The sequence below is a fragment of the Sorangium sp. So ce693 genome (assembly GCF_051521375.1).
Lineage (GTDB): Bacteria > Myxococcota_A > Polyangia > Polyangiales > Polyangiaceae > Sorangium > Sorangium atrum.
In genome coordinates this window covers 12,286,654-12,310,974 of the sequence record NZ_CP150347.1, presented here as the reverse complement: position 1 = coordinate 12,310,974, position 24,321 = coordinate 12,286,654, and the positions used below count along the sequence as shown (strand labels likewise).

Below are 24,321 nucleotides of genomic sequence, written 5' to 3'. Positions count from 1 at the left end.
TCTATGCGGCTTTGACCGGGAGTGTGACGCCGCGTGATGCCGAGATCAGCCTGCCCTGTCGCGGGGCGCGGCGGTAGGGGTCTACCTGTCCGGACGCTTCCCTTTCCTCAAGTCGGCTACCTTCCGCCGCGCAGGCGGCGGCCCCGTTGAAGCCGACCAACCAGGCATGGCAGAGCAGAAGCCCGCGAGGTGCCGAGATCGCGCGCTCGCCGGCGTCCACCTCGACCCCGCGGCCGATCCGCAGGAACTGCTTCATGTGCAGGTCCTGGACCTTCGTAGCTCTCGGCGGCTTCTCGTTGACGGTGCAGGACGGCGGCGGCGGCAGAGTAGCTCCGTAACGAAAGCAGCAGGTTCGCGTCGACGCCGAGGCGTGGTGGGGGAGCTATTCCACCCGGAAGCACCGGGTAGGATACCGGCGCCGGAGCTGGCGGCGAACGGGCGAAGGAAGGTGAACCGAGCGCTGGTGCAAAAGTGGAGAGAGCTCGATCCACGGGTCGCGATCGCGGAGCCTCCCGGGGCCGCGCACGCCGAGGAGCTCTGGCCGGCAGCGGTGAGCATCAATCCGGCTCTCGCCGGCTCTTGCGATGCGCTGGCGGATCAACGAGCCTGTCGGGCAATGTTGCGGCCGTTCCGGCCGCGTTCCCCGACAAGGAGGGATGGATGGCGTCGAAATTGGTGACCGACAGGGACAAGTCCAGCCGCGCCGTGGCCGCGTCGGCCGAGACGCACGCCGACGAGATCGCGAAGGGGATTGCGGCCGAGCTCGCGCCCTGCCTGAGGTCCGGCGAGAAGATGCCCGACGTGGCGTTGCTCATGCGCCTCGTCGCGCGCCGGCTCGCCGCGGACACAGCCGCGCTCGTGGCGGCCGACGACGCGCACGAGCGCGAGCTCGCCGACGACGCCGCGCCCCGCGAGGCGCGCGACGAGGCGGCCGCCCGGCTGCGCTCGGTGCTCGTCGACGGGCGCGCCGCCGTCGACGCGGCGTTCGGGCCGGCGGGCCTGCGCAAGCTGCAGCTGGACGGGGCCGTCGCCGAGGACCCTTCCGTGCTCGTCACGGCCGGCGAGCGGGTCGCGAGCGCCCTGCGGGACGCGGAGATCAAGCTCCCGAAGCCGAGGCGCGCGTCGATGAAGCTCGATCGTGCCGCGCTCGCCGACGAGATCGCGGCCGAGCTGCCGGCGCTGAAGAAGGCGCTCGCGAAGGTCGCGACCGAGGAGCGCGAGAAGGAGGCCACGCTGCGCGCGAAGCAGAACGCCATGCGCAAGAGCGACAAGAGCTTCGGCCAGGGCGCCGCGCTGCTCGCCGCGAGCTTCACGTTCGCCGGCCTCGAGGATCTCGCCGCCAAGGTGCGCCCGTCCGGCCGCAGGCCCGGCCGGACCGCAGCCGAGGAGGACGACGCGCTGCCCCCCGAGGAGCCCGCCTCGCCCGGATCGCCTCCACCGCTCGAAGGCGACTGACCGCCGGCCGCGCCTGAAAGCGGCCCCCATGCGCTCCAGATCGCGCTGACACGGCCGGGAAACGCGATGATCCCGCGGCAAAGCGCGCTCTGAACCGTTCCCCTCGGGCGTCGCCGCGGGCGCAGCCCTTCCGAAGCGATCGGCGGCCCCGGCGCCGCCGGACCTCGCCTTTCTGACGGCTCCAGCGTCGTCTCGCCCTGGGCTCGTCGCCCGCGGAGCGGCGCCAGCGTCGTCTCGCCCCGGGCTCGTCGCCCGCGGAGCGGCTCCAGCGTTGTCTCGCCCTGGGTTCGTCGCCTGTGGAGCGGCTCCAGCGTCGTCTCGCCCTGAGCTCGTCGCTTGTGGACCGGCTGCTGCGTCGAGCGCCACACCTCCCTGCTTCCCCTGCGCTTCGGTGGACGGCCCTGGCGTCACCACGGACTCCCGTCGGATGCACCGGAGGACACCTCGTGGTCCGGCGACGGTCCGTGTGTTGACGACGGACGACATGGCGCACGAGGGCGCGATCCAGGGCCGAGCAATGTCCTAGCGCTTTGGTGGGGACGCTTGCTTCAGGAGAACGTGCGGGCGAGCGTGCGCGGGCGAGAAAAATCGCGGGGAGGAGGCAATGAGCATGGGAACGAGGCGACAGATAAAGGTCGTCGCGGTGGCCGTGGCCGCCCTGGCGTTCGGCGCGACTGCGGCCGGGTGCTTGTGGAAGTTCGGGGACGACACGTTCGGGAGCTTCTGCGCGGCGGCGGTGGGCGGCGAGGAGCACTGCGTGGGCGAGAATCAGGGGCCGGGCGCCGCGTGGGCCCAGGCCGAGAAGGACGGCGCGCTGCCCATCGAGGTGTGGGCCACATGGCCGAACGACAAGACGCCGGAGGAGATCGTCGCCAGCAGCCACTCGCTCGACGTTGAGGTCGTCGGCGACGCTCCAGGTCTTCGCGGCGTCCTTCGACGAGGCGATGGCGCCGCACAGGGAGCTGCTCGCGACGCACGGCGCGGTGCTGCCGGACATGACCTCGGGCGCGCTGCGCTCGCTGAACGCGATGCTGGGTTACGTGAAGGGTCGCGTCGCCCGGAGCGACGCGACCGCGACGGCGCTGCTCGGCGGCATCGTACTGCGCCGGCAGGCGCTCCGCGTGCTGCAGATGGACGAGGGGGCGCGCGAGGCCGTCGCAGGGGCGCGGACCCGCAAGGCGTCGGAGGCGTTCGGGGAGCGCGCGCGCGCGCAGATCGCGGCGCTGTCGGCGGCGCCGCCGGTGAGCGAGGAGCTCGGGCTGCCGCTGCTCGCCGAGCGGTGCGGTGAGCTCCTGGCGCTGGTGCAGCTGCGGCCGCTCTGCGAGGCGGCGGGGTCGTCGTGGCGCGAGGCCGGGTGCGACGCGCTCCGAGGGCGATTCGACGCCGCGGAGACCGAGCTCAGGACAGGGTTGCCCCAGAAGATCGCGGCGGGTCTCGCGAAGCTACGGGAGGAGGGGATGGCCGCGGCGGCGCTCGACGCGGTCGAGGCGAGGCTCGACGCGGGCGACGTGAAGGGCGCGGCGGTCGCCTATGACGCCGCCGTGCGCGGCGCGGAGGGGACATGAGGGGCTCGAAGGACGTTGCGCGGCCTGGCTGGAGCGCCGCGACGCTGCAGACGCTCGTCGCGCTGATCACAGCGGTCGCGGTGGTGGCGCCCTCTTTCGCGTGGGCGGGAACGCCGTACACCCTGAGCTGGGAGCACGCGGAGCTCAGCTCGTCGTGCGAGGGGCCCTTCTTCGTCGGACACGGCTTCTTCAGCGTGAACGACACGCCGCTGACCACGTACGAGGTCCCCGGCGCGCTGATCGAGCACGCCGACGGCTCGGCTACCAACAGGGCGGAGACGGAGTTTGACTCGGTGCTGCTCCAGATGGGAGCGAACGACTTCCACTTCCATGTGCAGAACTCCGCCGGCGAAGACTGGTGCACCGACGCGCACGACGTGGTGCACCTCGTCTCGGAGCCGCTCGGCCTGAACAAACCGCTCTTTGACGTGCGACGCATCGGGACGGCGTTCTACGGCGACACGACGCTCGACCTGAGCCTCGCGGAGATCAACCCGGCGCTGGCGCGCGACATCGAGATCCTGCTGGCCGAGATCGCCAAGGAGCGCGCGGCGCTCGTGGCGAACGCACGGGCGGTGGGCCTGCTCGCGGAGAAGATGGACCTGCTCCAGCAGCTCGACACCGAGCTCAAGGACTTTGTCGGCCGGCCGCTGGACGAGATCTCACGGACCGACCTCGAGGCGATCCTGGACCGGTATGAGGACGCGGTCGCGCCGGAGACGCGCGCGGCGATGGAGCAGCTCGTCGACGACCTGAAGAAGAGCGTCAGCGATCTCGAGGACGAGGTCGCGCGGCTGATGGACGAGTTCGGCGCGCAGGCCGACGAGGTGGCGGACCTGGCGACGGAAGACGCGCGCGCCGAGGGGTGGGACCCGGACGACCCGCAAGCGTACGCGCTCGGGGAGAGCGAGGTGCCGTGGGTCGACGTGCCGGACATCGCGGAGGTGGACGGGGCGTTCGAGGAGGGGCGGGATCCCTACGCGGCGTACGCGGACGCGGTGCTCGCGGCGCTGGAGGCGGACGTCAGCGGCCGGGTGGTGGTCCTCCGGGCGGACTTCGTGGCGAACGTGCGGGCGTGGAGGGCGAACAGCGCGGCGCTGGAGATCGCGCTGCGCGACCGGATGGGGGTGTCGCTGGCGGAGACCAACGCGTTCCTGAAGGCACAGAACCGGATCACGGGGTTCGTGCGGCAGTTCATGGATGCATCGGACTGGTTCGAGGACTCGCCCGTGCCTGCCGACCTGCGGGCGCAGGTGGACACGGTGCTGAAGCCACGGTTCGATGCGCTCGCGGACCAGATGAAGGACAACCTCAACCTGTGGACGGGGGTCGGGCTCGACCTGGAGCAGACGCAGCTCTACCAGACGATCAGCGCGTTCGCGGGGGCGATGTCGACGGTCGCTGAAGGCTTCGAGGCGTACGGGGAGGTGATGCAGACGTTGGTGCAGGCGACGACGCGCATCGGGGTGGGGTTCGTGCCCGTGGTCGGGCCGACGCTCGACCTGTGCGAGGCCGTGACAGGCAAGGAGTGGTGCCTGCCGGCCGGGCGAGAGTTGAGCGATGAGGAGCGGATCTTCTCGGGGCTGGGCTTCGGGCTCGGGGCGGTCGGGCACATCTGGCACGGCGTTGCTGCCGCCGGCGCGCTACCGCCGCGTGGGATCCGGATCGCCGGGGAGATCGCAAAAGTCGATAAGGTCGTTGTCAAGGGGTTCGAGGTATGGAGGCTCCGCGGGTTCAAGACGCTGAAAGGGCACGTCACGGAAGCCGGGTTCAACACCTTCGAGAAAACGGCGATCAGCTTCATGACCCGCGACGAGCGGGCGCTCCTCGGCGTCGGCGACGGCGGCGTGCGTAAGATGCTCGACCTTCCAGACGAGTCGCTCCCCGGCATGTCCGGTGGGAAGGCTCCTGACTTCGTGACGGTGTCCCGTGGGCAGAAGCTGATCGTGAGCGAAGTGAAAGGGGGCAACCCGGTTGAGCTAGACGATGTGTTCAAGCAGTTGTCGAACGGGATGGAGGGGCTACGGAACAAGGGGGTCGCGGGGGATGTCGAGCAGGTCGAGCTCATCATGACGCGCGGCGCGAAATTCAAGCCGGAAAAAACGTATAGTGTCAAGGACGGGTACCTCTTCAACACGACGACGCGCAAGAAGGTGACCCTGAAAGGATTCAATCACCCCATCAAGGTGACCCAGCTATGAGCGAATCAGGACCGTCGTTCTTCGCCTGGTGTGACGCGGCAGAGACGCTCGATGCGTTCCTGGCGGCGCTGCCGGAGCTCATGCATCCAGGGACTCGTATTAGCATGTTGACAGACGATGGCCTATTCTACACGTCCTCCATGGACGAGGCGGTTGCGATGATCCGCACCCAGTTTGCCGCAGGTCCTTCGGCTGGAGCAAGCGTCGACGTCATGCTGAGCGCTACCAAACGCCTCTTCGGTTGCAGCGGTGACTGCTACACCGAAGAGGCCGGCCGTGACATTTCGGCCGGCCCCATCCACATGACCACGTGCGACCAGGAAGGCTTCCTCTGCTCGTATCTCGAGCTCGCCTGGGGCAGGGGCCCGCGCTCGATCGAGGCCGAGGCCGCGGTCGCATGGCACCTGCTCCGGGACGATCTCGTGGACCTCCTGCTCCGCCTCTGCGCGCCGGACGCGAGCGGGCGCGTCCGCACCGGCGCGTGCACGAACGGGGGAGACTGGATCGCACCCGTCCGCATGTGCGCGACGTACAACGCTGACGCGCGGGACATCGCGCGCGATCTCGCCCTCTCGTGGCTACAGCGCCACGACAAGGAGATGGTATCGCGCAACGCGGGCCTGTCGCTGGAAGCGCTCCGCGCGCGGGTGGAAGCCGCGCCGGCCGGGGCGCGCGTCCCGCTCAAGGCCGGAAGCGAGCGCGCGCACTCCCTCTCCCGCGAGACCGTCCTCAAGGCGCTGGCAACGCCGCCCTCCGCCCTGCTGGAGGCGCTCGAGGCCGCGGCGGCGCCCGACGAGGCGTGGCGCGCCGCCGAGCCGCGCGCGAGAGAGATCCTGGCGCTGACGAGCCAGATCGCGGAGACGGGCGAAGGCCCGCCCACGTGGCCGGTGCACACGGACACGCGTGCCCACGTCCGCTTCCTCCGAAAGCATGCGCCTTTTCACGTGCGCCGCCTCGCGGGCGGCGGCGTGATCCTGGCGACCCACCCGTTCCGCTCGCTCTGGCCGCTCTGGGTCGACGCGCTCTTCTCGCTCGGCCTGATCCCTGACCCAGCAACCTCATGAGGGTGAACCAAGGATGAAACCAGGGCCGTACTTCTTCGCCTGGTGTGACGAGACAGAGCGGATCGGCGCATTCGCGGCGGCGCTGCCGGCTCTCGTCGCGCGCGGGAGTTCTATCCGCGTGAGGATGGGCTCCGACGTGGATCGCACGGTGAATTTCGTGGACGAGGCGGTCGCGATGATGCGCGCCCGCTTCGGACGCACCGATGCCGAGACCTACTTCGACATGGAGCTCGACGACCGACGCATACTCTGTGGCCACTATCGCTGCTTCACCGGCAAGAGCGAACGTCTCAAGCCACGGGGCCCCATCCACATGGTCCCTGCCAGCGCGGCGGACATTCTCCCGCTGGAATTGTACCCCGCCCTGGGCAGCGGCCCGCGCTCCGTGGCGGCGGAAGCCGAGCTCACGTGGCACATCGTTCTGGACTACCTCGAGGACCTGCTGCTCCGCCTCTGCACGCCCGACGCGAGCAGGCGTGTCTCGACCGGCGGCTGCACGAGCGCGTGGACCTGGCTCGCGCCGGTCTCGATGTGCGCGACGTACAACGCGGACGCCCGCGACATCGCGCGCGATCTGGCCCTGTCGTGGGTCAGCCTCCACGACAAAGAAAAGGTCTCGTTGATCGCGGGCATGTCGCTGGAGGCGCTGCACGCGCGTATCGACGCCGCGCCGGCCGGGGCGCACGTGGTTCCGACGGACAAGGGCGGGCGCTCGATCCCGCTCTCCCGCGAGACCGTCCTCAAGGCGCTGGCCATGCCGGGCTCCGCCCTGATCGAGGCGCTCGTGGCCGCCGCCGATGTGCCCGACGAGGCGTGGCGCGCCGCGGAGCCACGCGCCGAGGAGATCCACAACCTGACGGTGCAGGCCCAGGCGCGCGGTGAGGGGTTCACCCGCGGCGGCGGGTCCCTTACCTGGGTGAAACTGACGGGCGAGCACGTCTACTTCCTGGTGGATCACGCCCGGTTCCACGTCCGGCGCCTCCCGAACGGTGGCATCTTGCTGGCGACCCACCCCTACCGCACGCTCTGGCCGCTCTGGACTGACACCCTCTCCGCACTCGGCCTGATGTCCTGACGCAGAGTCTCCCCCGCTCTCTTCACTTCGGGCTTTGCACCTGTCACACCTGCGCCTGTTCTCGGGCCAGTCTCGGCTCGCATAGACTCCATCCCTCCAGCCCCGGCAGGCCCCCTTCCAACCGCGGCTCCCGCCGTGTGATAGCCTCGCAGGACGCATGGCACCCTACCGCTCCTCTCGCGAGGACCGCGCCGCGCCCCCGCCGCCGCCCCCTGGCCCGGTCGCCGACATGGTGCAGCAGTTCGCCGACCCGTACGCCTTCCTGCGCGAGCTCGTGCAGAACGGCATGGACGCCGGCGCGCGGAAGATCGCCGTGCGCGTCGAGGCGCTGCCCGGCGCGTGCGCCACCTCGGTCGCCGACGACGGGTGCGGCATGAGCCGCGAGGACATCGAGGGCCCGCTGCTCACCCTCTTCAGCTCGTCGAAGGAAGGCGACGCGACGAAGATCGGTAAATACGGCGTCGGCTTCGTCTCCGTGTTCGCCCTCCAGCCAGAGCAGGTCGACGTGGAAACGTGGCGCGACGGGAAGGCATGGCTCCTCCGGCTGCACAGCGACACGAGCTACGAGCTCGAGGACGCCGGACCGCGCCAGGGCAGCGGCACGCACGTGACCCTGATCCAGCGGCTCGGTCGGGAAGCGTTCGTGGAGCACGCGCGCCGCGCGCAGGCCGCGCTCCGCCGCTGGTGCCGACACGCCGATCGCGAGATCACCCTCAGCATCGCAGACCACGAGGGCGGCTCCCGCACGGGCGCCCTGCGCATCGACTCCCCGCTCGCCATCGCAGCGCCCGTCTCCGTGACCGCCGTCGAGGAAGAGAGCACCGTCGTCGTCGGCCCCTCCGCCGGCGCTCAGCACCTCGCACGGCCCACGAGCGGGGACGGGGACCCCGCCGGCGAGCACGGCCAGAGCTTCGCCGGCTTCTACAACCGCGGGCTCACCCTGTTCGAGACCGCGGACGAGCTCTTCAGCGGGCTCTCGGGCGTGCGGTTCAAGGTGATGAGCCCCCACCTCCAGCACACCCTGAGCCGCGACAACGTGCGCCGCGACGACGCCTTCTGGGAGGCGATCGCGCGCGTGCGCGAGCTCGTCAAAGGTCCGCTCCGGCGCGAGCTCGCCGCCCGCCTCCCGCAGGCCGCGGCAGCCGCAGCCGCCGGCGAGGCGGAGGGCGCCGCCGCCTACGCGGCGATGCTGGAGGCGGCGCTGTCGCCGCCGACCGCGCTCGATCCGGACGAGATCCCGTTCCCGCTCGCGAGCCCCGTCGCCGGCGACCGGTGCCGCGCGGGGCTCCGGGCGCTCGCGCCGGGGCGCGAGCCGCTGCTCGTGGCCAGGCGATCCGACGCGCTGACCGCGGCCATGGCCCGTGGCGGGCTGCCCGTCGTGCTGTGCAACCACCGCGCGACCAGGGCGCTGCTGAAGCGGTGCTTCCCTGCGGCGCGCGTCGAGAAGGCGCACGCCGCCTACCTGCTCGTGCGCGAGGAGCGCGAGGAGCCGAAACGCGCCCGCGCGGCCGACGCCGCGCTCCTCCAGGTGGTCGCCGACGCGCTCGCCCGCGCCCGGCACGGGGTCGCCCGGGTGAGCCTCTGCCAGGTCGAGGGCGCCCTCCGCCAGCGCAGCGGGTTCCTCCTGCCCGGGAGCGAGGAGCGCGCCGGGCCCGAGCAGAGCTGCCACGCGGCGCGCGAGGTCGTGCGCCGCGCGGCGCGCTTCCCGCCCGGGCACGCCCTCTACCTCAACATCGAGAGCGACACCGTGGCCCTCGCGCGCAGGCGCGCCGCCGTCGACGCGGTGACCGCCGGCAACCTGCTCGCCCGCGCGCTGCTCGTCGAGGCCAAGGGGCCGCTCGATCCCGAGGACAGCGACCGGCTCCTCGACCTCTCGGCGAGCCCGCCGCCGCTCGCGGGCGCGGCGCGCGGCGAGCGGGCGCCCGCAGGCGGCCCGCGCCCCGCGCCAAGGGGGTCCCCGCGGTGAGCCGGGTCGTCGCCCGCGGCGCGATCCGCGTCGATGCCCGCCGCGCCGTCCAGAAGCTCAGGGAGCACCTGCTCGTCGACCTGGACCTCTACCTGCTCGAGCTCGTCCGCGCCGCCGCGGCCGGGGGCGCGACGCAGATCGATCTCCGCTACGACGCCGACGACGTCGTCGTGACCTTCGACGGAGAGCCGCCCGACGGGCCCGCGCTGGCGCGCCTCCTCGACCACGTGCTCAACGCCGCGCCCGACGCCGCGTCCCGGAGGCTCCGCCTGCTCGCCCTCGGCGTGAACGCGGCGCTCGGGCTGCGCCCGGCGCGCGTCGACCTGCTCACGACGGGCCACGGGCCGTCCGGCGAGGCCCGAGGCGCGACCTGCACGCGCGTGCGCTTCACGCCCGCCCTGCTCGAGGCGCCCGCCGAGGCCCCCGCGCCGGCCGCCGGCCCCGCCTGCGAGGAGGTCCCGAGGCCGCCCGGGATGCCCGCGGCCGGCCTGCGCATCGAGGTGCGGCGGAGGCTCGGCTGGTCGGTGCTCCGCCGGGCGATCATGGGCGATAGCCCGCCCGAGCTCGCGCACCTCGCCGCGGCCACCGGCGATTTCCCGGTCCCGATCGCGCTCGCCGGCGAGCCGCTGCGCCGCGCTCTCCCGAGCAGCGAGCTCGCGGTCCTCGTGCGCGTGCCGTTCCATGTGCGCGGCGCGCGCCGAGCCGCGCTGGAGATCGTCGCGCCCCCCGAGCCCCCAGCAGGGCCGGCCAGCTCGGCGCCCCGCTCGCGCCCCCTCGCCGCGCCCGTTTCCACGCCCCTCCCCTCCGGCCTCCCCGCCGTCGACTACCTCGAGCACGGCGTGCGGCTCGTCCGCGAGCGCTGGAGCTTCGCCCCGCGGTTCCCCTCGGCGCCCTACCAGGGCGTCGAGCTCCCGGTCCGCGTCGTCGTCGACGCGGACGCGCTGCCCACCAACGCGTCGCGCTCGGCGCTGCGCGAGGACGCGCCCGTCCGCACGCGGCTCCGCGAGGCGGCGGCCGGCGCGCTGCTCGACGCCATCAAGGCCCTCGCCGCGCTCGTGTGCGGCGAGGGCGCGGTCCCCGACGGCGCGCTCGTCGTCGACGAGGACCGCGGCCGGCTCGCGGACGCGCTCGCGGCCTTCGCCTGCGTCGCGACCGGGGCGGCGCGGACGGGCGCCGAGCTGCCCGCCGAGGCGCAGGCCGTGCGCGAGCTCCCGCTGCTCCGCGACGGGCGCGGGCGGCCGACGTCGCTCGCGGCGCTCGACGCGCACGATGCGCCGCGGCTCTTCCTCTTCCGCGGCGACGCGAAGCTCCCGAAGGAGCTCGCCCCCTGGGCCGGCGACGTGGTCTGGAGCCCGGGGGGTCTCGTCGAGCGCGCGCTCGCCGGGCTCCCGCTCGCCGACGCCGAGGCCATGATCGAGCAAGTGAAGCTCGGCGCCGAGCGCCGCAGGGCGTTCCTCCTGCACGCGACCGGCGATCCCGTCGTGCCGCCCTCCCCGGAGCACGCGTTCCGCGACGCCTTCCAGGTGGACGAAGGGCCGCTCGCCGGCCTCCGCGGCGAGCTCGCGGTCTTCGCCGACGCGCGCGAGCCCCCGCGCGGCGCGGAGGTCCGGGTGTTCGTGGAGGGGCGGCACCTCGAGACCGTGGAGCTCGATCCCGCCGCCGTCCCCTTGCCCGTCGAGATCGCGCTCGCGTGGAAGGGGCGCGTGCGGCCGCGGTTCGCGTACGACGGGGTCGAGCGCGACGCGCGCTTCTGGCGCGCCGTCCGCCACGCGCTGAAGGTCGCGCTCGCCGCGGCCGACCGCGAGGCGAGGCGGCTCTTCGGCCCGAGGGACGCTCGGCGAGGCCCGCGCTCGACGACGCCCGCGCCTGCGCCCGAGAGCGAGCTCGCGCGCGTGAGGCCCGCGCTGCGCGCCGCGATCGGCGCGGTGTTCTGCGCGCCGCCGCGCCTCGGCGCCGCGGACGGCAGCCCCGGGCGCGGAGGCGGCGCCGCGCCGGCCCCGGACGACGGCCTCGCGCCCGCGAGCTTCGAAGGCCTCCTGGACGCGCGGATCTGGCCCACGCTCGCGGCCGGGTGGTTCGTGAGCCTGAAGGGACTCTCCGCGCTCTCCCGGCCGACGCGCAGCCTCTGCACGGCGCCGCCCGAGGCGCGGGGGCGCGCGGCCGATCGGAGGACGGTGCTCGCCGCCTCGCAGCGCGAGCTCGACTGGCTCGCCGCCGCGCTCCCGGAGCGCGAGCTCGTCCCCTACGCGCCGGGGCTCTTCACCGAGGACGAGCTCGCGGCGCGGGGGCCGGCGCGGCGGCGCGCGCTCGCGGCGTCGCTGGAGCGGCTCGCGGCGCTCCCCGCCGGCACGCCGGTCCTCGAGGTCAGCGGCCCCGGCTTCCTCGCGCTCGCCACGCCGAGCGACGCGATGGTGGAGGCGTGGCACCACGCGTCGCGGCCCCTCGCCACCCTGGAGGCCGCGCCGCTGCTCGGCCCCGCCGCCATCGCGATCGACGACGACACGGCGGCGCCGAACAGCGGCTGGGACGGCCTCCTGTCGCCGCGCAACGACGTCGTCGTCCACGCGGTCGAGCGCGCGCTCTGCGAGGCGCTCGTGGCCGCGCTGGAGGGCGACGCCGCGGCGCGCGCGCGGCTCGGCCTGCGGGGCGATCCGCTCCGCGAGCGCGGCAGGCCGGACGCCCGCGTGAGCGCCTACCTGCTCGACAGCGCGCAGGCGCTCGAGGCGCGCGCGCGGGCGCTCGGAAGCGCGCCCCTCAGGGCCGCCCAGAGCGACCTCGCCGCCCGCATCCGTCGCCTGCCGCTGCTCGGGATGCTCGACGCGCGCGGCCAGGAGGTCGCGTGCTCGCTCGAGGCCCTCGACGAGACCCACCCGGCGCCCGCGCCGATCCCGGTGCTCGACGCGGCGCCCGGCTTCGAGACGCTCTCCTGGCACCCCCTCGTCGCCCGCGACCCGCGAGAGCGCGCGGCCCTGATGCGGTGGGCCGGCGGGCGCGCCCTCCTGGCGCAGAGCGGGGTGCCGGCGCGGCGGCAGCGCGCCGCCGCCGCGCAGGAGCGCCGCGCCCTCGCCGGCGGGGCGCAGCAGGAGCATGGCCCGCGCGGCGCCGCTGGCCCGCCGCGCGCGCCGCTCGCGCTGACGGGCGCGCCCTCGCACCCGCTGCTGCGGGTGAGCGCCGCCGCGCTCGGCATGCAGGGGCTCGAAGGCGAGATCGAGATCGTCGAGGGGCCGGTATCGGACGCCCGCTTCGTCGGCCCCGACGGCGCGCAGCGGCGCGTGGAGGTGGAGCTGCCGATCCCGCTCCGCCTCCTCGTGCGCGCCGGCGCCGCGGACCCGTCGAGGGACGCCTCGCGCGCGATCCTGACGCGCCTCGCGAAGGCCGCGGGCCGCCACCTGATCTCGCTTGCGCCGCGCTTCGACGAGCTGCCGCCGTTCGCGCGGAGCCACGCGCGCCGCGCGGTCCTGAAGACGCTGGCCCACGGCAAGCGCGTCGTCGCGGAGGCGGCGCGCGCGCAGCTCTTCCACGACATCGAGGGGAACCTCTTCTCGCTCGACGACCTCCGGCGCGACCCGCGCGCCGAGTGGCTGTGCACCTCGACGCCGCCGCCCTACCCGACGCAGCGCTACGAGCGGCCAGTCCTCGCGCTGAGCAGGCCCGAGCGGCTGCAGCTCGCGACCGCCGTGCTCATCAAGGACATCACCGACGCTGTCGCGCGCGATCGCGCGGCCGAGGAGCGCGTCACGGCGCCGCCGCTCGCCGCCGTCGGCCTCGACGCGGCCGCGCGCGCCGCGTGCTTCGCGATCCTGCCCTTCGAGCAGCCGGCCGGAGCGCAGGAGGGCGCGCCGCCCGCGCGCGGCGAGATCGGGCTGCTCGCCCCGGAGCACGCCGGGGCGGCGGGCATCGCGGTGCACGTCGGGCGCCGCCCGCTCTGCGCGCTCGACGCTGGCGATGGGTGGCCGCTGTGCGCGGCCGTCAACGACGACGCGCTCGAGCCGAACCGCGCCTTCGACGGGCTCAAGGCCCGCGGGGACGCGTCGCGGCTCCGGCAGGCGGTGCGCGACGCCGCCGCGCGGTGGCTGCGCGCCCGGCTCGCGCCGCCCGACGACGCGCTCGCGACGCGGTGGATCGACGTCGCCACCACCTGGCCCCGGCCGCTGTTCGTGACCGGCGCGCTCTGGCTGCCCGCGCGGTGGCCGCGTGCGCCCCGGGTGCTGGTCGCCGCGCCCTCCGCGGCGATCCTCGGCGAGGGCCGCGAAGGCGGCGGCGGTGGCGGCGGCGGTGGCGGCGGCGGTGGCGAAGGGAGCGACGGCGGCTTCACCCCCGTCGCGCTGCGCTGCGGGGCGGGCGTGGGGTCCGGGGTGACCGGCGTGGTCGAGCTCGCGCCGGTCGAGGGGAGGCTCCTCGTGTGGCCGCTGCGCGAGGCGCGCTGGGACGCCATCGCGGAGCTCGCCATGGAGGCCGCGGCGTCCATGGCCGCCGAGCTCTCGGACCAGGCGGCCGCGGCGCCGTACCTGTGGAACTTGCACCTGCTCGGCCGCCTCTCCGGCGGCAAGCTCACGGCGCGGACCGCCGCCGGCGAGAGCGTCGGCCCGGCGGCGGTCCGCGCCGAGCTCGCGGCGAGCGGCTGCCTGTGGATCTCCGATCGCCGGGGGAGCGCGGACGGCGATTTCCCGGACGGCACGCCGCCCTTCGTGCTGCTCGACGACGGCTCGCCGCTCGTCGAGGTGCTGCGCCACCGCGCCGCCCCCGGCGCGCTGCGCGAGCTCGGCGCCCTCGCGGCGACGCCCGCCCCGGCCGGGGCGACCGCGGTGGAGATCGGGCCAGCCTCCGGGACGGGCCTTCCCGCCTCCGGGACGGGCCCTCCCGCCGCGGGCGCGGGCCTTCCCGCCGCGGGCGTCCACGGCGCGGAGGCGCACGCGGCCACGCGCGGCGCGGAGGCGCCCGCCGCCGAGGCGCCGCCCGACTCGAGCGGCGCGCGGGCCTGGGCCCTCGCGCTGTGGCGCAGCGTGCTCGGCCTGCTCGGCGGCGAGGCGGCGCCGCTGCCCGGCGCCGCGCCCGAGGGGCAGGAGGCGGCGACCGGGAGCCCGCTCGCGGCCGCGATCCACGAGGCCATCGCCCGGATGAACCTCGAGGGGTCCCCGGTGCGCGCCGTCGTCGAGGGCCGCTCAGGGCGGCCGATCCGTTACGAGGCGAGCCGGAGCCTCATCGTCGTCAACACCGAGCACGAGGCGCTCGCGTGGCTGCGCGCGCGCGGGGCGCCCGACCCGGCGGCCGTCGCGCTGCTGGCGGCGGCCGCCGTCGGCGAGGTCAACCGGGCGCTGAAGTCGGTCACCGACGCGGAGGAGCGCCGGGCGCTCGACCATCTGCTGCGCTCCATCGGGTAGAGCGCGGGTGGTGGTCGACTTTGCCCGAGAAAGACACAGGGAGACGGGGAGACAGGGAGATTCACTAAGCTTTTCTCCCTGCCTCCCCGTCTCCCTGCTCAAATTGACCGGTACCGGAGCGCGCGGGCGCCCCCGCTCCCCACGTTGCCCGCGCGCCGCCGGGGCGCAAAGCTCTTCCCCGTGGACACCCTCTTCACCGTCGGCCACGGCACCCGCAGCGTGGAGGAGCTCGTCGAGCTGCTCGGCGAGGGGCCGGCCGACACGCTGGTCGACGTCCGGAGGTTCCCTGGATCGAGCCGCTCCCCTCACCTCGGCCGCGCTGCGCTCGCCGAGGCGCTGCCTCGGCTCGGGGTGACCTACGTCTTCCGCGGCGACGCCCTCGGCGGGCGGCGGACGGGGCGGGCCGACTCGCCGCACGTCGCCTGGGAGAACCCGAGCTTCCGGGCCTACGCCGATCACATGGAGACCGCCGCGTTCCAGCGCGCGCTCTCCGAGCTCGAGGCGGAAGCGCGCGCTGGACGGCGAATGGCCCTCCTGTGCGCCGAGACGCTCTGGTGGCGGTGTCACCGCCGCCTCATCGCCGACGCCCTCGTCGCGCGCGGGCTCACGGTCGTCCACCTGCTCGGCCCCGGCACGCGGACCCCGCACCAGCTGAACCCCGCAGCCCGGCCCGACGGCGCCGGCCACCTGATCTACGACGTCGGCGCGCAGCGCGCGCTGCCGCTCGGAGGCCCTAACCGGAGGGCCGTGCGGTAGGTGTCAAAAATCACGAAGTCCACGTAGTGGTCCAGTCGGGTATCACCTGAAAAATAGACCATCAGTCGTCGCACTGACGTCCTGATGCCGGCCCCCTGGAGCGCCATCCGCGCCCACGGGCCTTCCGCTGAGCTCGACATCGCGCGCTCCCCAGCCCGTCCGGTATGGCGGAGCCGCACCGATTCCGTTACCGTCCCGAAATCACATGAAGGCGCGCCCGATGTGGGCAGGGCCTCCTGGCTCGGGAGACAGTAATGAAAGTGCAACGCATTTCGGCGATCCTGCTCACCTCGGTCGCCTTCTCTGCAGGCTTCATCGGTTGCGGTGACGACGACTCGGGCGAGGGCACGGGCGGCGGCTCTTCCTCTTCGACCACGAGCTCGTCATCGGGGGGAGTCGCCCAGAGCAGCGGCGCGGGCGCGAACACGGCCGAGTTCCTCGGCACCCGCTGCACGGCCGACGCCGACTGCGGGTCGGACGGCGTGTGCGTCCTGGAGTCGGATGGGGAGGCCGGTCCTGCGGGCGGGTACTGCACGACGGAGTGCGCCGACGACGGCGACTGTGAAGGCGAGGGCAGCGCCTGCGTCAATGGCATTTGTTACCTGGGCTGCGTCCTCGGAGAGCCCCAGATCAGCGCCCTCGACGATGAGCTCGACCCGCTCAAGTGCCACGGCCGCGACGAGCTGCGCTGTGAGGAGGTGGATGACGGCGTGACGGTCTGCATGCCGAACTGCGGCTCCGACTCCCAGTGCTCCGACTCGGGCCGCAGCTGCGATCCCAGGCAGAACGCGTGCGTCGACACGCCGCACGAGGGTCTGCCGATGGGCGCCGCGTGCGACCGCGACGCCGACGAGGATCCGTGCGCCGGATGGTGCGTGGGCTTCCCCGGCGGCGTCAGCGCATGCACCGAGTTCTGCGGCTTCGGCGGCGATCCGCTCGAGTCCGACTGCGGCGGGTTCGAGAACGGTATCTGCCTCTACCAGTTCGCGGAGGTCGTCGGCGCCGGCGACTTCGGCGCCTGCACCAGGGCGTGCACGGCGCACGACGATTGCCTGTTGCCGAACGCCCGCTGCGAGGACTTCGGCCTCCCGAACAACGGCTTCTGCATCTTCGACAAGCTGCCGTGCGAGGACAACAGCGATTGCAAGGACCCGGACGAGTGCGCCGAGACGCCTGATGGCTTCTTCTGCCTCGACCCGCTGTACCCGCTGAGCAACGAGGGCACGGGCGGCGCGGGCGGCAGCGGCGGCGCGGGCGGCAGCGGCGGCGGCGACGGCGGCGCGGGTGGCAGCGACGGCGCGGGTGGCAGCGGCGGCGCGGCCGCCAGCAGCAGCGCGGCCAGCACCACCGCGGCCAGCACCACCGCGGCCAGCACCAGCGGCGCCGGCGGAAGCGGCGGCGCGGGCGGCGCCGGCGGCGCCGGCGGCACCGGCGGCGCCTGATCGCCGAGTCCCAGGACAGGCACTCATCTCCTCTCCTCTCGATCCCCAGGAGGTGAGATGAGCGCCTCGCGCTCCACGCCCCTTCCCCGAATTCCCCGAAGCACCCGAGACACCGCCGTGGCGGTCGCGACGACGCGTTTCCCAGGGCGCCCACGCGCCCAGGAGGCGGCGCGCCGCCCTCGCCATCGCCCGCCCCGTCGCGAGCGCGAGGTCTGTTTATCGGCCCGCAGAGGGCGCGCTCGCCCGCGGCGACAGGCCGCGGACGAGGGTCGCCAGCGTGCGCAGCACCGGGGTGTCGACCCCGGCCCGGCGCCCGCGCTCGACCACCGCGCCCTGGAGGATATCGACCTCCGTCGCGCGGCCGGCCCGCACGTCCTGCAGCATCGAGGGCTCGGTGAGCGGGAACTCCGAGCGCGTGAGGGCGAGCATCGCGTCCGCGGTCGCCTCGGAGATCTCCGCCCCTTCCGCCCGCGCGACCGAGATCACCTCGAGCATCGCCGTGCGGGTGAGGTCCTCCATCCGCTCCGCGACCACGCCTGCGCGCTGGCCGGTCAGCGCGCAGATCGCATTGAAGGGGGCGTTCCAGACCATCTTCTCCCAGAGCATGGCGCGGTGGTCCGCCCCGCGGCGGACCGGGATGCCCGCGCGCTCGAGCAGCGCGGCGGTCGCCTCGACCCGCGCCTCCTGCCCAGGCCGGTAGGGCGCGAGCCCGGCGCGCGTCGGCGCGAGCGTCTCGATCTCGCCAGGCGCGGCCACGCCCGAGGACATGTACGCGATCGCGGCGATCACGCGCGGCGCGCCGACGTCGCGCGCGACCACGTCCTCGGAGTCGAGCCCGTTCAGGAGGGGCGCGGCGAGGCCGTCCGCGGCGAGCAGCCCGGGCAGCTCCGCGCTCACCGCGGCGAGCGACGGCGATTTCACGGCGATGAGCGCGAGATCGAACGGCCCGCGCGCCCCGTCGAGCGGGGCGACACGGAGGGGCGGAGTGCGCAGCTCGCCGGACGGCGTGCGGAGGATGAGCCCGCGGGCCCGCATCGCCTCGGCGTGCGCGCCCCGCGCGACGAAGGTGACGTCCTCCCCGGCGAGCGTGAGCCGCGCCCCGAAATAGCCGCCCACCGCGCCCGCGCCCACAACGAGGATCCGCATCGGCGGCGACCATAGCACGCTCGAGCCGGGCCGCAGCGGACCGGCGAGTGGCGACCCGCGAGGATTGCGGATATGCCTACGCCGAGATGCGTAGGCCGGAAGCCCCCGCCACGGCGCACGAGAGCGGCCTCATGAGCGCAGGCGAGCCGAGCGTGACGATGGAAGCCGAGCAGCTCCAGCGCTTGCTGGACGCCCTCCCGGCGCTCATCTCGTATATCGACAGCGACGAGCGCTACGGCATCGTCAACCGGGCCTACGAGCGCTGGTTCGGCGAAGACAGCGGCTCCGTCGTGGGCCGGCACGTGCGCGAGGTGATCGGCGACATCGCCTACGCCTCCGTGAAGCCGCACATCGCCGCGGTGCTCGCCGGGCGGCCGCAAGACTTCGAGTCGGGGCTCACCTACCGAAAGGGCGGCCGGCGCCACGTGCGCATCCAGTACATTCCCCACCTCGGGGCGGGCGGCGACGTGCGCGGCTTCTTCGTGCTCGTCTCGGACGTCAGCGAGCAGAAGCGCGCCGAGGACGCGCGGCGCTTCCTGGCCGACGCGTCGGCCGCGCTCGATCCGGCGCAGGGCCGCGACGCGGGCTTCCGGCGCGTCGCGGCCCTCGCGGTCACCTCGGTGGCCGATCTGTGCGCCATCCACACGCTCGAACCCGACGGCTCCGTCCACGCGCGCGTCGTCGCGCACGCCGATCCCGCCAGGGCAGAGCTCGCCGCCCGGCTGGCCCGGCGCAGCCGCACCCGGCCGGAGCCCGGGACGCCGCCGTCGCCGCTCCACGAGGTGCTCCACGGCGGCCACGGCCGGCTCCTCCCCGACCTCGCCGGCCACGCGCTGGCCGACGCGGATCACATCGCCGCCCTGCGCGAGCTCGGCTGCCGCTCCGCGAGGATCGTGCCCATCCGCGGCGACGGGTGTGTCCTCGCGGCGCTCACGCTCGCGTCCGCGGAGGTGGCGGATCGCACCTCCGGCGCCGCCGATCTCGCCTTCGCCGAGGAGCTCGCGCAGCGCATCGAGGTGGGCTTGCAGCGCGTGCGCCTCTACGACATGGCCCGCGACGCCGAGTCCGAGGCGCGGCGGCGCTTCCTCGCCGAGCAGGAGGCGCGCCGGGCCGCCGAGCGCGCGGCGCAGCGCATGGCCGGCCTCCAGCGGATCACGGCGGCGCTCGCCGACGCGCTCACCGGCGAGGCCGTGGCGCAGGTCGTCGTCGACGTCGGCGTCGCCGCCGCGGGCGCGTACGGCGGGGCCATCGTCGTGACGGCGGGCGACGAGCTCGAGTGCCTCAAGGCGGCCGGCTACGAGGGTGACACCATCGAGCGCTTCCGGCAGATGCCCCGCGACGCCACGCTCCCGCTCACCGACGCGCTGCGGACCGGCGCGCCCGTCTGGCTGCGCTCGCGCGAGGAGTGCTCCGCCCGCTACCCGCACATCGTGAGCACCGCGCTGTCCGGCGCGACCCAGTCGCTCTGCTGTCTCCCGCTCGTGGTCCAGGAGCGGCCCATCGGCGTGCTCGGGCTGAGCTTCGCGGAGCCGCGCCCGTTCGACCGGGAAGAGCAGGAGTTCCTCGTCGCGGTGTCGCGCCAGTGCGCGCAGGCCATGGAGCGCGCCCGCCTGCACGAGGAGCGCGCCGCCTTCGTCGAGCGCGAGCGGCGCGTCGCCCTCGAGAACGCCCGGCTCTACCGCGAGGCCCACGAGGCGGACCGGCGCAAGGACGAGTTCATCGCCATGCTGTCGCACGAGCTCCGCAACCCGCTGGCGCCCCTCACCACCGGCCTCGAGCTCTTGCAAATGAGCGCCCAGATGAGCGCCGGCGAGCGCGCGGATCGCGACGATAGGCAGATCCTGGCGACCCTCGAGCGGCAGGTGAACACGATCGTCCGGCTCGTCGACGATCTCCTCGACGTCTCCAGGATCACGCGGGGCAAGATCGACCTGAAGCGGGAGCGGCTCGACGTCGCCTCGGTGATCGAGACCGCCGTCGAGTCGGTCCGCCCGCTGCTCGTCCACCGCAGGCACGATCTCGTCCTGTCGGTGGATCCGGGCGTCTTCGTGCACGGCGACCGCGTGCGGCTCGAGCAGATCGTCGTGAACCTCCTCAACAACGCGATCAAGTACACGAACCCCGGCGGCCGCGTCTCGCTCGCCTGCGCCGCGATCGCCGGCGACGCGCGGATCCAGGTGACCGACACCGGCGTCGGCATCTCCGCCGAGCTGCTCCCGCGCGTCTTCGAGCCGTTCATGCAGGCCCGGCGCACGCTGGACCGCTCCCAGGGCGGCCTCGGGATCGGGCTCACGCTGGTCAAGCGGCTCGCCGAGCTGCACGGCGGCCGCGTCGAAGCGCTGAGCGCGGGCCACGGCGAGGGGACGGCCATCAGCGTCTGGCTCCCGCTCGCGGGCCCGCCGAGCGCGCCGGCCGAAGCCCCCCCTCCGCCAGCGCCTCCGCCGGCGCTCGAGGCCGCCCCTGGGCGCTCCGGGGCGCGCGCCCTCCACGTCCTCGTCGTCGACGACAACGTCGACGCCGCCGAGGGCCTCCGGCGCATCCTCCAGCTCCACGGCCACGCCGTCTCGGTGGTCCACGACGGCCCGGCGGCGCTCGAGGCCGCGCGCGCGTCGAAGCCCGAGCTCGTCTTGCTCGATATCGGCCTTCCCGGGATGGACGGCTACGAGGTCGTCCGGCGCCTGCGCGCCGAGCCCGAGCTCACGCGCTCCTACATCGCCGCCGTCTCCGGTTACGGTCAAGACCAGGACCGCCGCCGCTCGCGCGAAGCCGGCTTCGACGCGCACCTCACCAAGCCGGTCGCGACGGCGCAGCTCCTGTCCTTGCTCGCCGAAGCCGCCCCACGAGGCTGATCGGCCCGCGCTCCATTTCAGAAGTGCAATGCTTCCGCCCCGGGGCGCGACACGTCACTGAAACAGACTCTTTCAGCTCTGAAGGATGCGCCCATTTCCTTTCATCGACGCTGTCGCGTCCAGGCTCGCTCGGGGCCTTGTTGGGCTCGTCGATGACGGCGAAACATGCATGAAACAGAGGCGATGTCCCGGGCTGAGCGCGCCGTCGGGCCGACAATTTATTCGTGCGAAACAGTTGCGAAACAGAGCCCACAGTACACAGTTTTTGGTCCGGGACTGTGGCTGATGCCTCGTTCGGACGGCAGCGCGGCAGTGACGGTGAGAAGGACTCACCGGGTCCAAAGGTGGGTTTCATGAGCAAGAAGAAGGACCTCCTCGTCATCGGCAACGGCATGGTCGGGCACAAGTTCATCGAGAACATGGTTCTCGGCGGCTTCCTGCGCGAGTGGAACATCACGACCTTCTGCGAGGAGCCGCGGCTCGCCTACGACCGGGTGAACCTGTCTGCCTTCTTCAACGGCAAATCGGCCGAGGATCTGTCGATGGTCAAGCCCGGCCTCTACGAGGAGGCGGGCATTCAGGTCCATCTCAACGACAAGGCCGTCTCGATCGATCGGCGGAAGAAGGCCGTCACGTCGGCGAAGGGGAAGACGGTCTATTACGACAAGCTCATCCTCGCCACCGGCTCGTATCCGTTCGTCCCGCCGATCAAGGGCAAAGACGCGAAGGGCTGCTTCGTCTACCGCACGATCGACGACCTCGAGGCGATGGACGCCTACGCCAAGGTCGCGAAGGTCGGCACGGTCATCGGCGGCGGCCTGCTCGGGCTGGAGGCGGCCAACGCGCTCAAGAACATGGGCCTCCAGGTCCACGTCGTGGAGTTCGCGCCGCGCCTGATGGCCCTCCAGGTCGACGACGCCGGCGGCGCGATCCTCCGGGCCAAGATCGAGTCGCTCGGCGTGAACGTGCACACGAGCAAGTCGACGACGGAGATCGTCGCGGAGCACGGCCGCGTGGCGAGGATGGTCTTCGCCGACCAGAGCGAGCTCTCGACCGACATGATCGTCTTCTCGGCCGGCATCCGCCCGAGGGACGAGCTCGCGAGGGCGTGCGAGCTCGCGCTCGGGAACCGCGGCGGCGTCGCCATCAACGAGCGCTGTCAGACGTCGGATCCGGACATCTACGCGATCGGCGAGTGCGCGAGCTATAGCAGCCAGCTCTACGGCCTGGTGGCGCCCGGCTACCACATGGCCAAGGTCGCGGTCGACGCCATCACCGGGGGGAAGGAGACCTTCGGCGGCTTCGACATGAGCACGAAGCTCAAGCTGATGGGCGTGGACGTCGCGAGCTTCGGCGACGCGTTCGCGACCCAGCAGGGCGCGCGCGTGCTCAGCTTCATGAACGCGACGTCGAACGTCTACAAGAAGCTCGTCGTCAGCTCGGACGGCAAGCTCCTCCTCGGCGGCATCCTCGTCGGCGACGCCGCGAACTACGGTCAGCTGCTCCAGCTCGTGCAGAACAAGATCGTCCTCCCGCCGCACCCGGAGGATCTCATCGTCACGGCGCGGGACGGCGCGAAGCCGGCGGGCCTCGGCGTCGACGCGCTGCCCGACACCGCGATGATCTGCTCGTGCCTGAACGTCACGAAGAAGGCCATCTGCTCGGCCATCTGCGACGACAAGCACGTCACGGTCGCCGGCATCAAGGGGCACACCAAGGCCGGCACGGGCTGCGGCTCGTGCACCACGCTGATCTCCGACATCCTGAAGAAGGAGCTCAAGAAGGCCGGCGTCGCGGTCAACAACTACATCTGCGAGCACTTCAACCACTCGCGCCAGGAGCTCTATCACCTCGTCCGGATCCACCAGATCAAGACCTTCGACGACCTGGTCGCCCGCCACGGCCAGGGCAAGGGCTGCGAGATCTGCAAGCCCGCGGTGGCGTCGATCCTCGCGTCGACGTGGAACGAGCACATCCTGAACAAGAAGCACCTCCCGCTGCAGGACACGAACGATCGGTACCTGGCCAACGTCCAGCGGGACGGCACCTACTCGGTGGTCCCGCGCGTGGCGGGCGGCGAGATCACGCCGGATCAGCTCATCGCCCTCGGGGTGGTCGCGAAGAAGTACAACCTGTACTCGAAGATCACCGGCGGCCAGCGCGTGGACCTGTTCGGCGCGCGGCTGGAGCAGCTGCCCGACATCTGGCGCGAGCTCATCGCCGCCGGCTTCGAGTCGGGGCACGCATACGGCAAGGCGCTGCGCACCGTGAAGTCGTGCGTGGGCAGCACCTGGTGCCGCTACGGCGTGCAGGACTCGGTGGGCTTCGCGGTCGCGGTCGAGAACCGCTACAAGGGGCTGCGCAGCCCCCACAAGCTGAAGTCCGCGGTGTCCGGCTGCGCGCGCGAGTGCGCCGAGGCGCAGGGCAAGGACTTCGGCATCATCGCGACCGAGAAGGGCTACAACCTCTACCTCTGCGGCAACGGCGGGATGAAGCCGCAGCACGCCCAGCTCTTCGCCTCGGATCTCGACGAGGCGACGCTCATCAAGTACCTCGACCGGTTCCTGATGTTCTACATCCGCACGGCGGACCGGCTCCAGCGCACGTCGGTGTGGTTCAACAACCTCGAGGGCGGCATGGATTACCTCCGCCAGGTCATCATCGAGGACTCGCTCGGGATCTGCGATGAGCTGGAGAAGGAGATGGCCCACCTCATCGCCACCTACGAGTGCGAGTGGAAGGCCGCTGTCAACGACCCCGAGAAGCTCAAGCAGTTCCGCCAGTTCGTGAACGTCGGCGAGCGCGACCGGAGCATCGTGTTCGTCAGCGAGCGCGCGCAGCACCGCCCCGCGGCGTGGCAGGAGAAGTCGAACCTCGTCGAGGAGATGATCTGACAGCAGGGCCGAGGGGCCTTGTCTGAGGGAAACCGTCATGAGCGAGCTGCACACTTCGAAAGCGCCTCGGAGCGAGACCACGACCCAGGTCTGGGTCGACGTCTGCGGGGTGGAGGACATCATCCCGAACACGGGGGTCTGCGCGCTCGTCGGGAAGCGCCAGATCGCGCTGGTCCGGGTCGGCGAGGGCGAGGAGGAGATCTACGCCATCAGCAACTTCGACCCGTTCAGCAAGGCGTTCGTCCTCTCCCGCGGCATCGTCGGCGACAAGGGGGGCGTCCCCAAGATCGCCTCGCCGATCTACAAGCAGAGCTTCGATCTGCGGTCGGGTCAGTGCCTGGACGACCCGGGCGTGAGCATCCCCGTGTATCCGATCCGGGTCCGGGCCGGGCGCGTCGAGATCCAGGCCGCGGCGGAGCCGCTTGCGGCGGCGAGCTGACGGGATGACCTGGCGAGCCGGCGCCAGGCGCTCCCTTGCGGCGGACGCGCCGCCGTTCGCTGTGTCTCTCTTGGAGTTCTCGGGGCTG

General features: G+C 73.1%; 14 protein-coding genes. 12 read left to right on the top strand and 2 right to left on the bottom strand.

Annotated elements, in window-relative coordinates; all coding sequences use genetic code 11:
* Position 1 precedes the first annotated feature (1 nt).
* Positions 2-256 (bottom strand): hypothetical protein, encoded by a 255-nt coding sequence (locus WMF14_RS45930; protein ID WP_437796965.1) that lies wholly within the window; start codon positions 254-256, stop codon positions 2-4.
* Positions 257-660: 404 nt separating this feature from the next.
* Here WMF14_RS45930 and WMF14_RS45925 point away from each other — a divergent pair, with 404 nt between their 5' ends.
* From WMF14_RS45925 to WMF14_RS45885, 9 genes are all read left to right on the top strand, one after another.
* Positions 661-1,455: a hypothetical protein gene (locus WMF14_RS45925; RefSeq protein ID WP_437796963.1), complete on the top strand. Its 795-nt coding sequence runs from the start codon at positions 661-663 to the stop codon at positions 1,453-1,455.
* Between the two features lie 893 nt (positions 1,456-2,348).
* A complete protein-coding gene (locus tag WMF14_RS45920; RefSeq protein WP_437796961.1) occupies positions 2,349-3,020 on the top strand; it encodes a hypothetical protein in 672 nt (223 codons plus the stop codon).
* A complete protein-coding gene (locus tag WMF14_RS45915; RefSeq protein WP_437796959.1) occupies positions 3,017-5,221 on the top strand; it encodes a hypothetical protein in 2,205 nt (734 codons plus the stop codon). Before WMF14_RS45920 ends, WMF14_RS45915 begins: the two co-directional genes overlap by 4 nt.
* Positions 5,218-6,285, top strand: a complete 1,068-nt coding sequence (locus WMF14_RS45910; protein WP_437796957.1) for a hypothetical protein — start codon at positions 5,218-5,220, stop codon at positions 6,283-6,285. Before WMF14_RS45915 ends, WMF14_RS45910 begins: the two co-directional genes overlap by 4 nt.
* A gap of 13 nt (positions 6,286-6,298) precedes the next feature.
* Entirely contained in the window at positions 6,299-7,360 is a 1,062-nt protein-coding gene (locus WMF14_RS45905; RefSeq protein ID WP_437796955.1) for a hypothetical protein, read from the top strand.
* Positions 7,361-7,517: 157 nt separating this feature from the next.
* A complete protein-coding gene (locus WMF14_RS45900) occupies positions 7,518-9,326 on the top strand; it encodes an ATP-binding protein (protein ID WP_437796953.1) in 1,809 nt (602 codons plus the stop codon).
* The gene (locus WMF14_RS45895) at positions 9,323-14,707 is read left to right on the top strand and encodes a hypothetical protein (protein ID WP_437796951.1); all 5,385 of its coding nucleotides are present in this window, start codon (positions 9,323-9,325) and stop codon (positions 14,705-14,707) included. The genes WMF14_RS45900 and WMF14_RS45895 overlap by 4 nt, the downstream gene beginning before the upstream one ends.
* Before the next feature lie 180 nt (positions 14,708-14,887).
* Positions 14,888-15,463, top strand: a complete 576-nt coding sequence (locus WMF14_RS45890) for a DUF488 domain-containing protein (protein ID WP_437796949.1) — start codon at positions 14,888-14,890, stop codon at positions 15,461-15,463.
* A 254-nt stretch (positions 15,464-15,717) separates the two neighbouring features.
* Complete coding sequence (locus WMF14_RS45885; protein WP_437796948.1) at positions 15,718-16,905, top strand: hypothetical protein; 1,188 nt, start codon at positions 15,718-15,720, stop codon at positions 16,903-16,905.
* Positions 16,906-17,121: 216 nt separating this feature from the next.
* Here the strand turns inward: WMF14_RS45885 and WMF14_RS45880 are convergent, their stop codons facing one another.
* Positions 17,122-18,051 (bottom strand): ketopantoate reductase family protein, encoded by a 930-nt coding sequence (locus WMF14_RS45880; RefSeq protein ID WP_437796946.1) that lies wholly within the window; start codon positions 18,049-18,051, stop codon positions 17,122-17,124.
* Between the two features lie 131 nt (positions 18,052-18,182).
* Between WMF14_RS45880 and WMF14_RS45875 the strand changes: the two genes are divergently transcribed.
* The 3 genes from WMF14_RS45875 to nirD all read left to right on the top strand — a co-directional run bounded on the left by WMF14_RS45875 (position 18,183) and on the right by nirD (position 24,233).
* On the top strand, positions 18,183-20,900 hold the full coding sequence (locus WMF14_RS45875) for an ATP-binding protein (protein ID WP_437796944.1): 2,718 nt from the start codon (positions 18,183-18,185) through the stop codon (positions 20,898-20,900).
* Positions 20,901-21,253: 353 nt separating this feature from the next.
* Positions 21,254-23,794: a nitrite reductase large subunit NirB gene (gene nirB / locus WMF14_RS45870; protein WP_437796942.1), complete on the top strand. Its 2,541-nt coding sequence runs from the start codon at positions 21,254-21,256 to the stop codon at positions 23,792-23,794.
* 37 nt (positions 23,795-23,831) lie between these two features.
* Positions 23,832-24,233, top strand: a complete 402-nt coding sequence (gene nirD, locus WMF14_RS45865; protein WP_437796940.1) for a nitrite reductase small subunit NirD — start codon at positions 23,832-23,834, stop codon at positions 24,231-24,233.
* The last annotated feature ends 88 nt before the right edge of the window (positions 24,234-24,321 follow it).

What these genes read in the sequence shown, in the direction of transcription:
- WMF14_RS45910 (WP_437796957.1), top strand. Translation starts at nt 5,218, where the DNA reads ATGAGCGAATCAGGACCGTCGTTCTTCGCCTGGTGTGACGCGGCAGAG.
- nirB (WP_437796942.1), top strand. Translation starts at nt 21,254, where the DNA reads ATGAGCAAGAAGAAGGACCTCCTCGTCATCGGCAACGGCATGGTCGGG.
- WMF14_RS45875 (WP_437796944.1), top strand. Translation starts at nt 18,183, where the DNA reads ATGAGCGCAGGCGAGCCGAGCGTGACGATGGAAGCCGAGCAGCTCCAG.
- WMF14_RS45915 (WP_437796959.1), top strand. Translation starts at nt 3,017, where the DNA reads ATGAGGGGCTCGAAGGACGTTGCGCGGCCTGGCTGGAGCGCCGCGACG.
- WMF14_RS45885 (WP_437796948.1), top strand. Translation starts at nt 15,718, where the DNA reads ATGAAAGTGCAACGCATTTCGGCGATCCTGCTCACCTCGGTCGCCTTC.
- WMF14_RS45880 (WP_437796946.1), bottom strand. Translation starts at nt 18,051, where the DNA reads ATGCGGATCCTCGTTGTGGGCGCGGGCGCGGTGGGCGGCTATTTCGGG.
- WMF14_RS45925 (WP_437796963.1), top strand. Translation starts at nt 661, where the DNA reads ATGGCGTCGAAATTGGTGACCGACAGGGACAAGTCCAGCCGCGCCGTG.
- WMF14_RS45905 (WP_437796955.1), top strand. Translation starts at nt 6,299, where the DNA reads ATGAAACCAGGGCCGTACTTCTTCGCCTGGTGTGACGAGACAGAGCGG.
- nirD (WP_437796940.1), top strand. Translation starts at nt 23,832, where the DNA reads ATGAGCGAGCTGCACACTTCGAAAGCGCCTCGGAGCGAGACCACGACC.
- WMF14_RS45900 (WP_437796953.1), top strand. Translation starts at nt 7,518, where the DNA reads ATGGCACCCTACCGCTCCTCTCGCGAGGACCGCGCCGCGCCCCCGCCG.
- WMF14_RS45930 (WP_437796965.1), bottom strand. Translation starts at nt 256, where the DNA reads ATGAAGCAGTTCCTGCGGATCGGCCGCGGGGTCGAGGTGGACGCCGGC.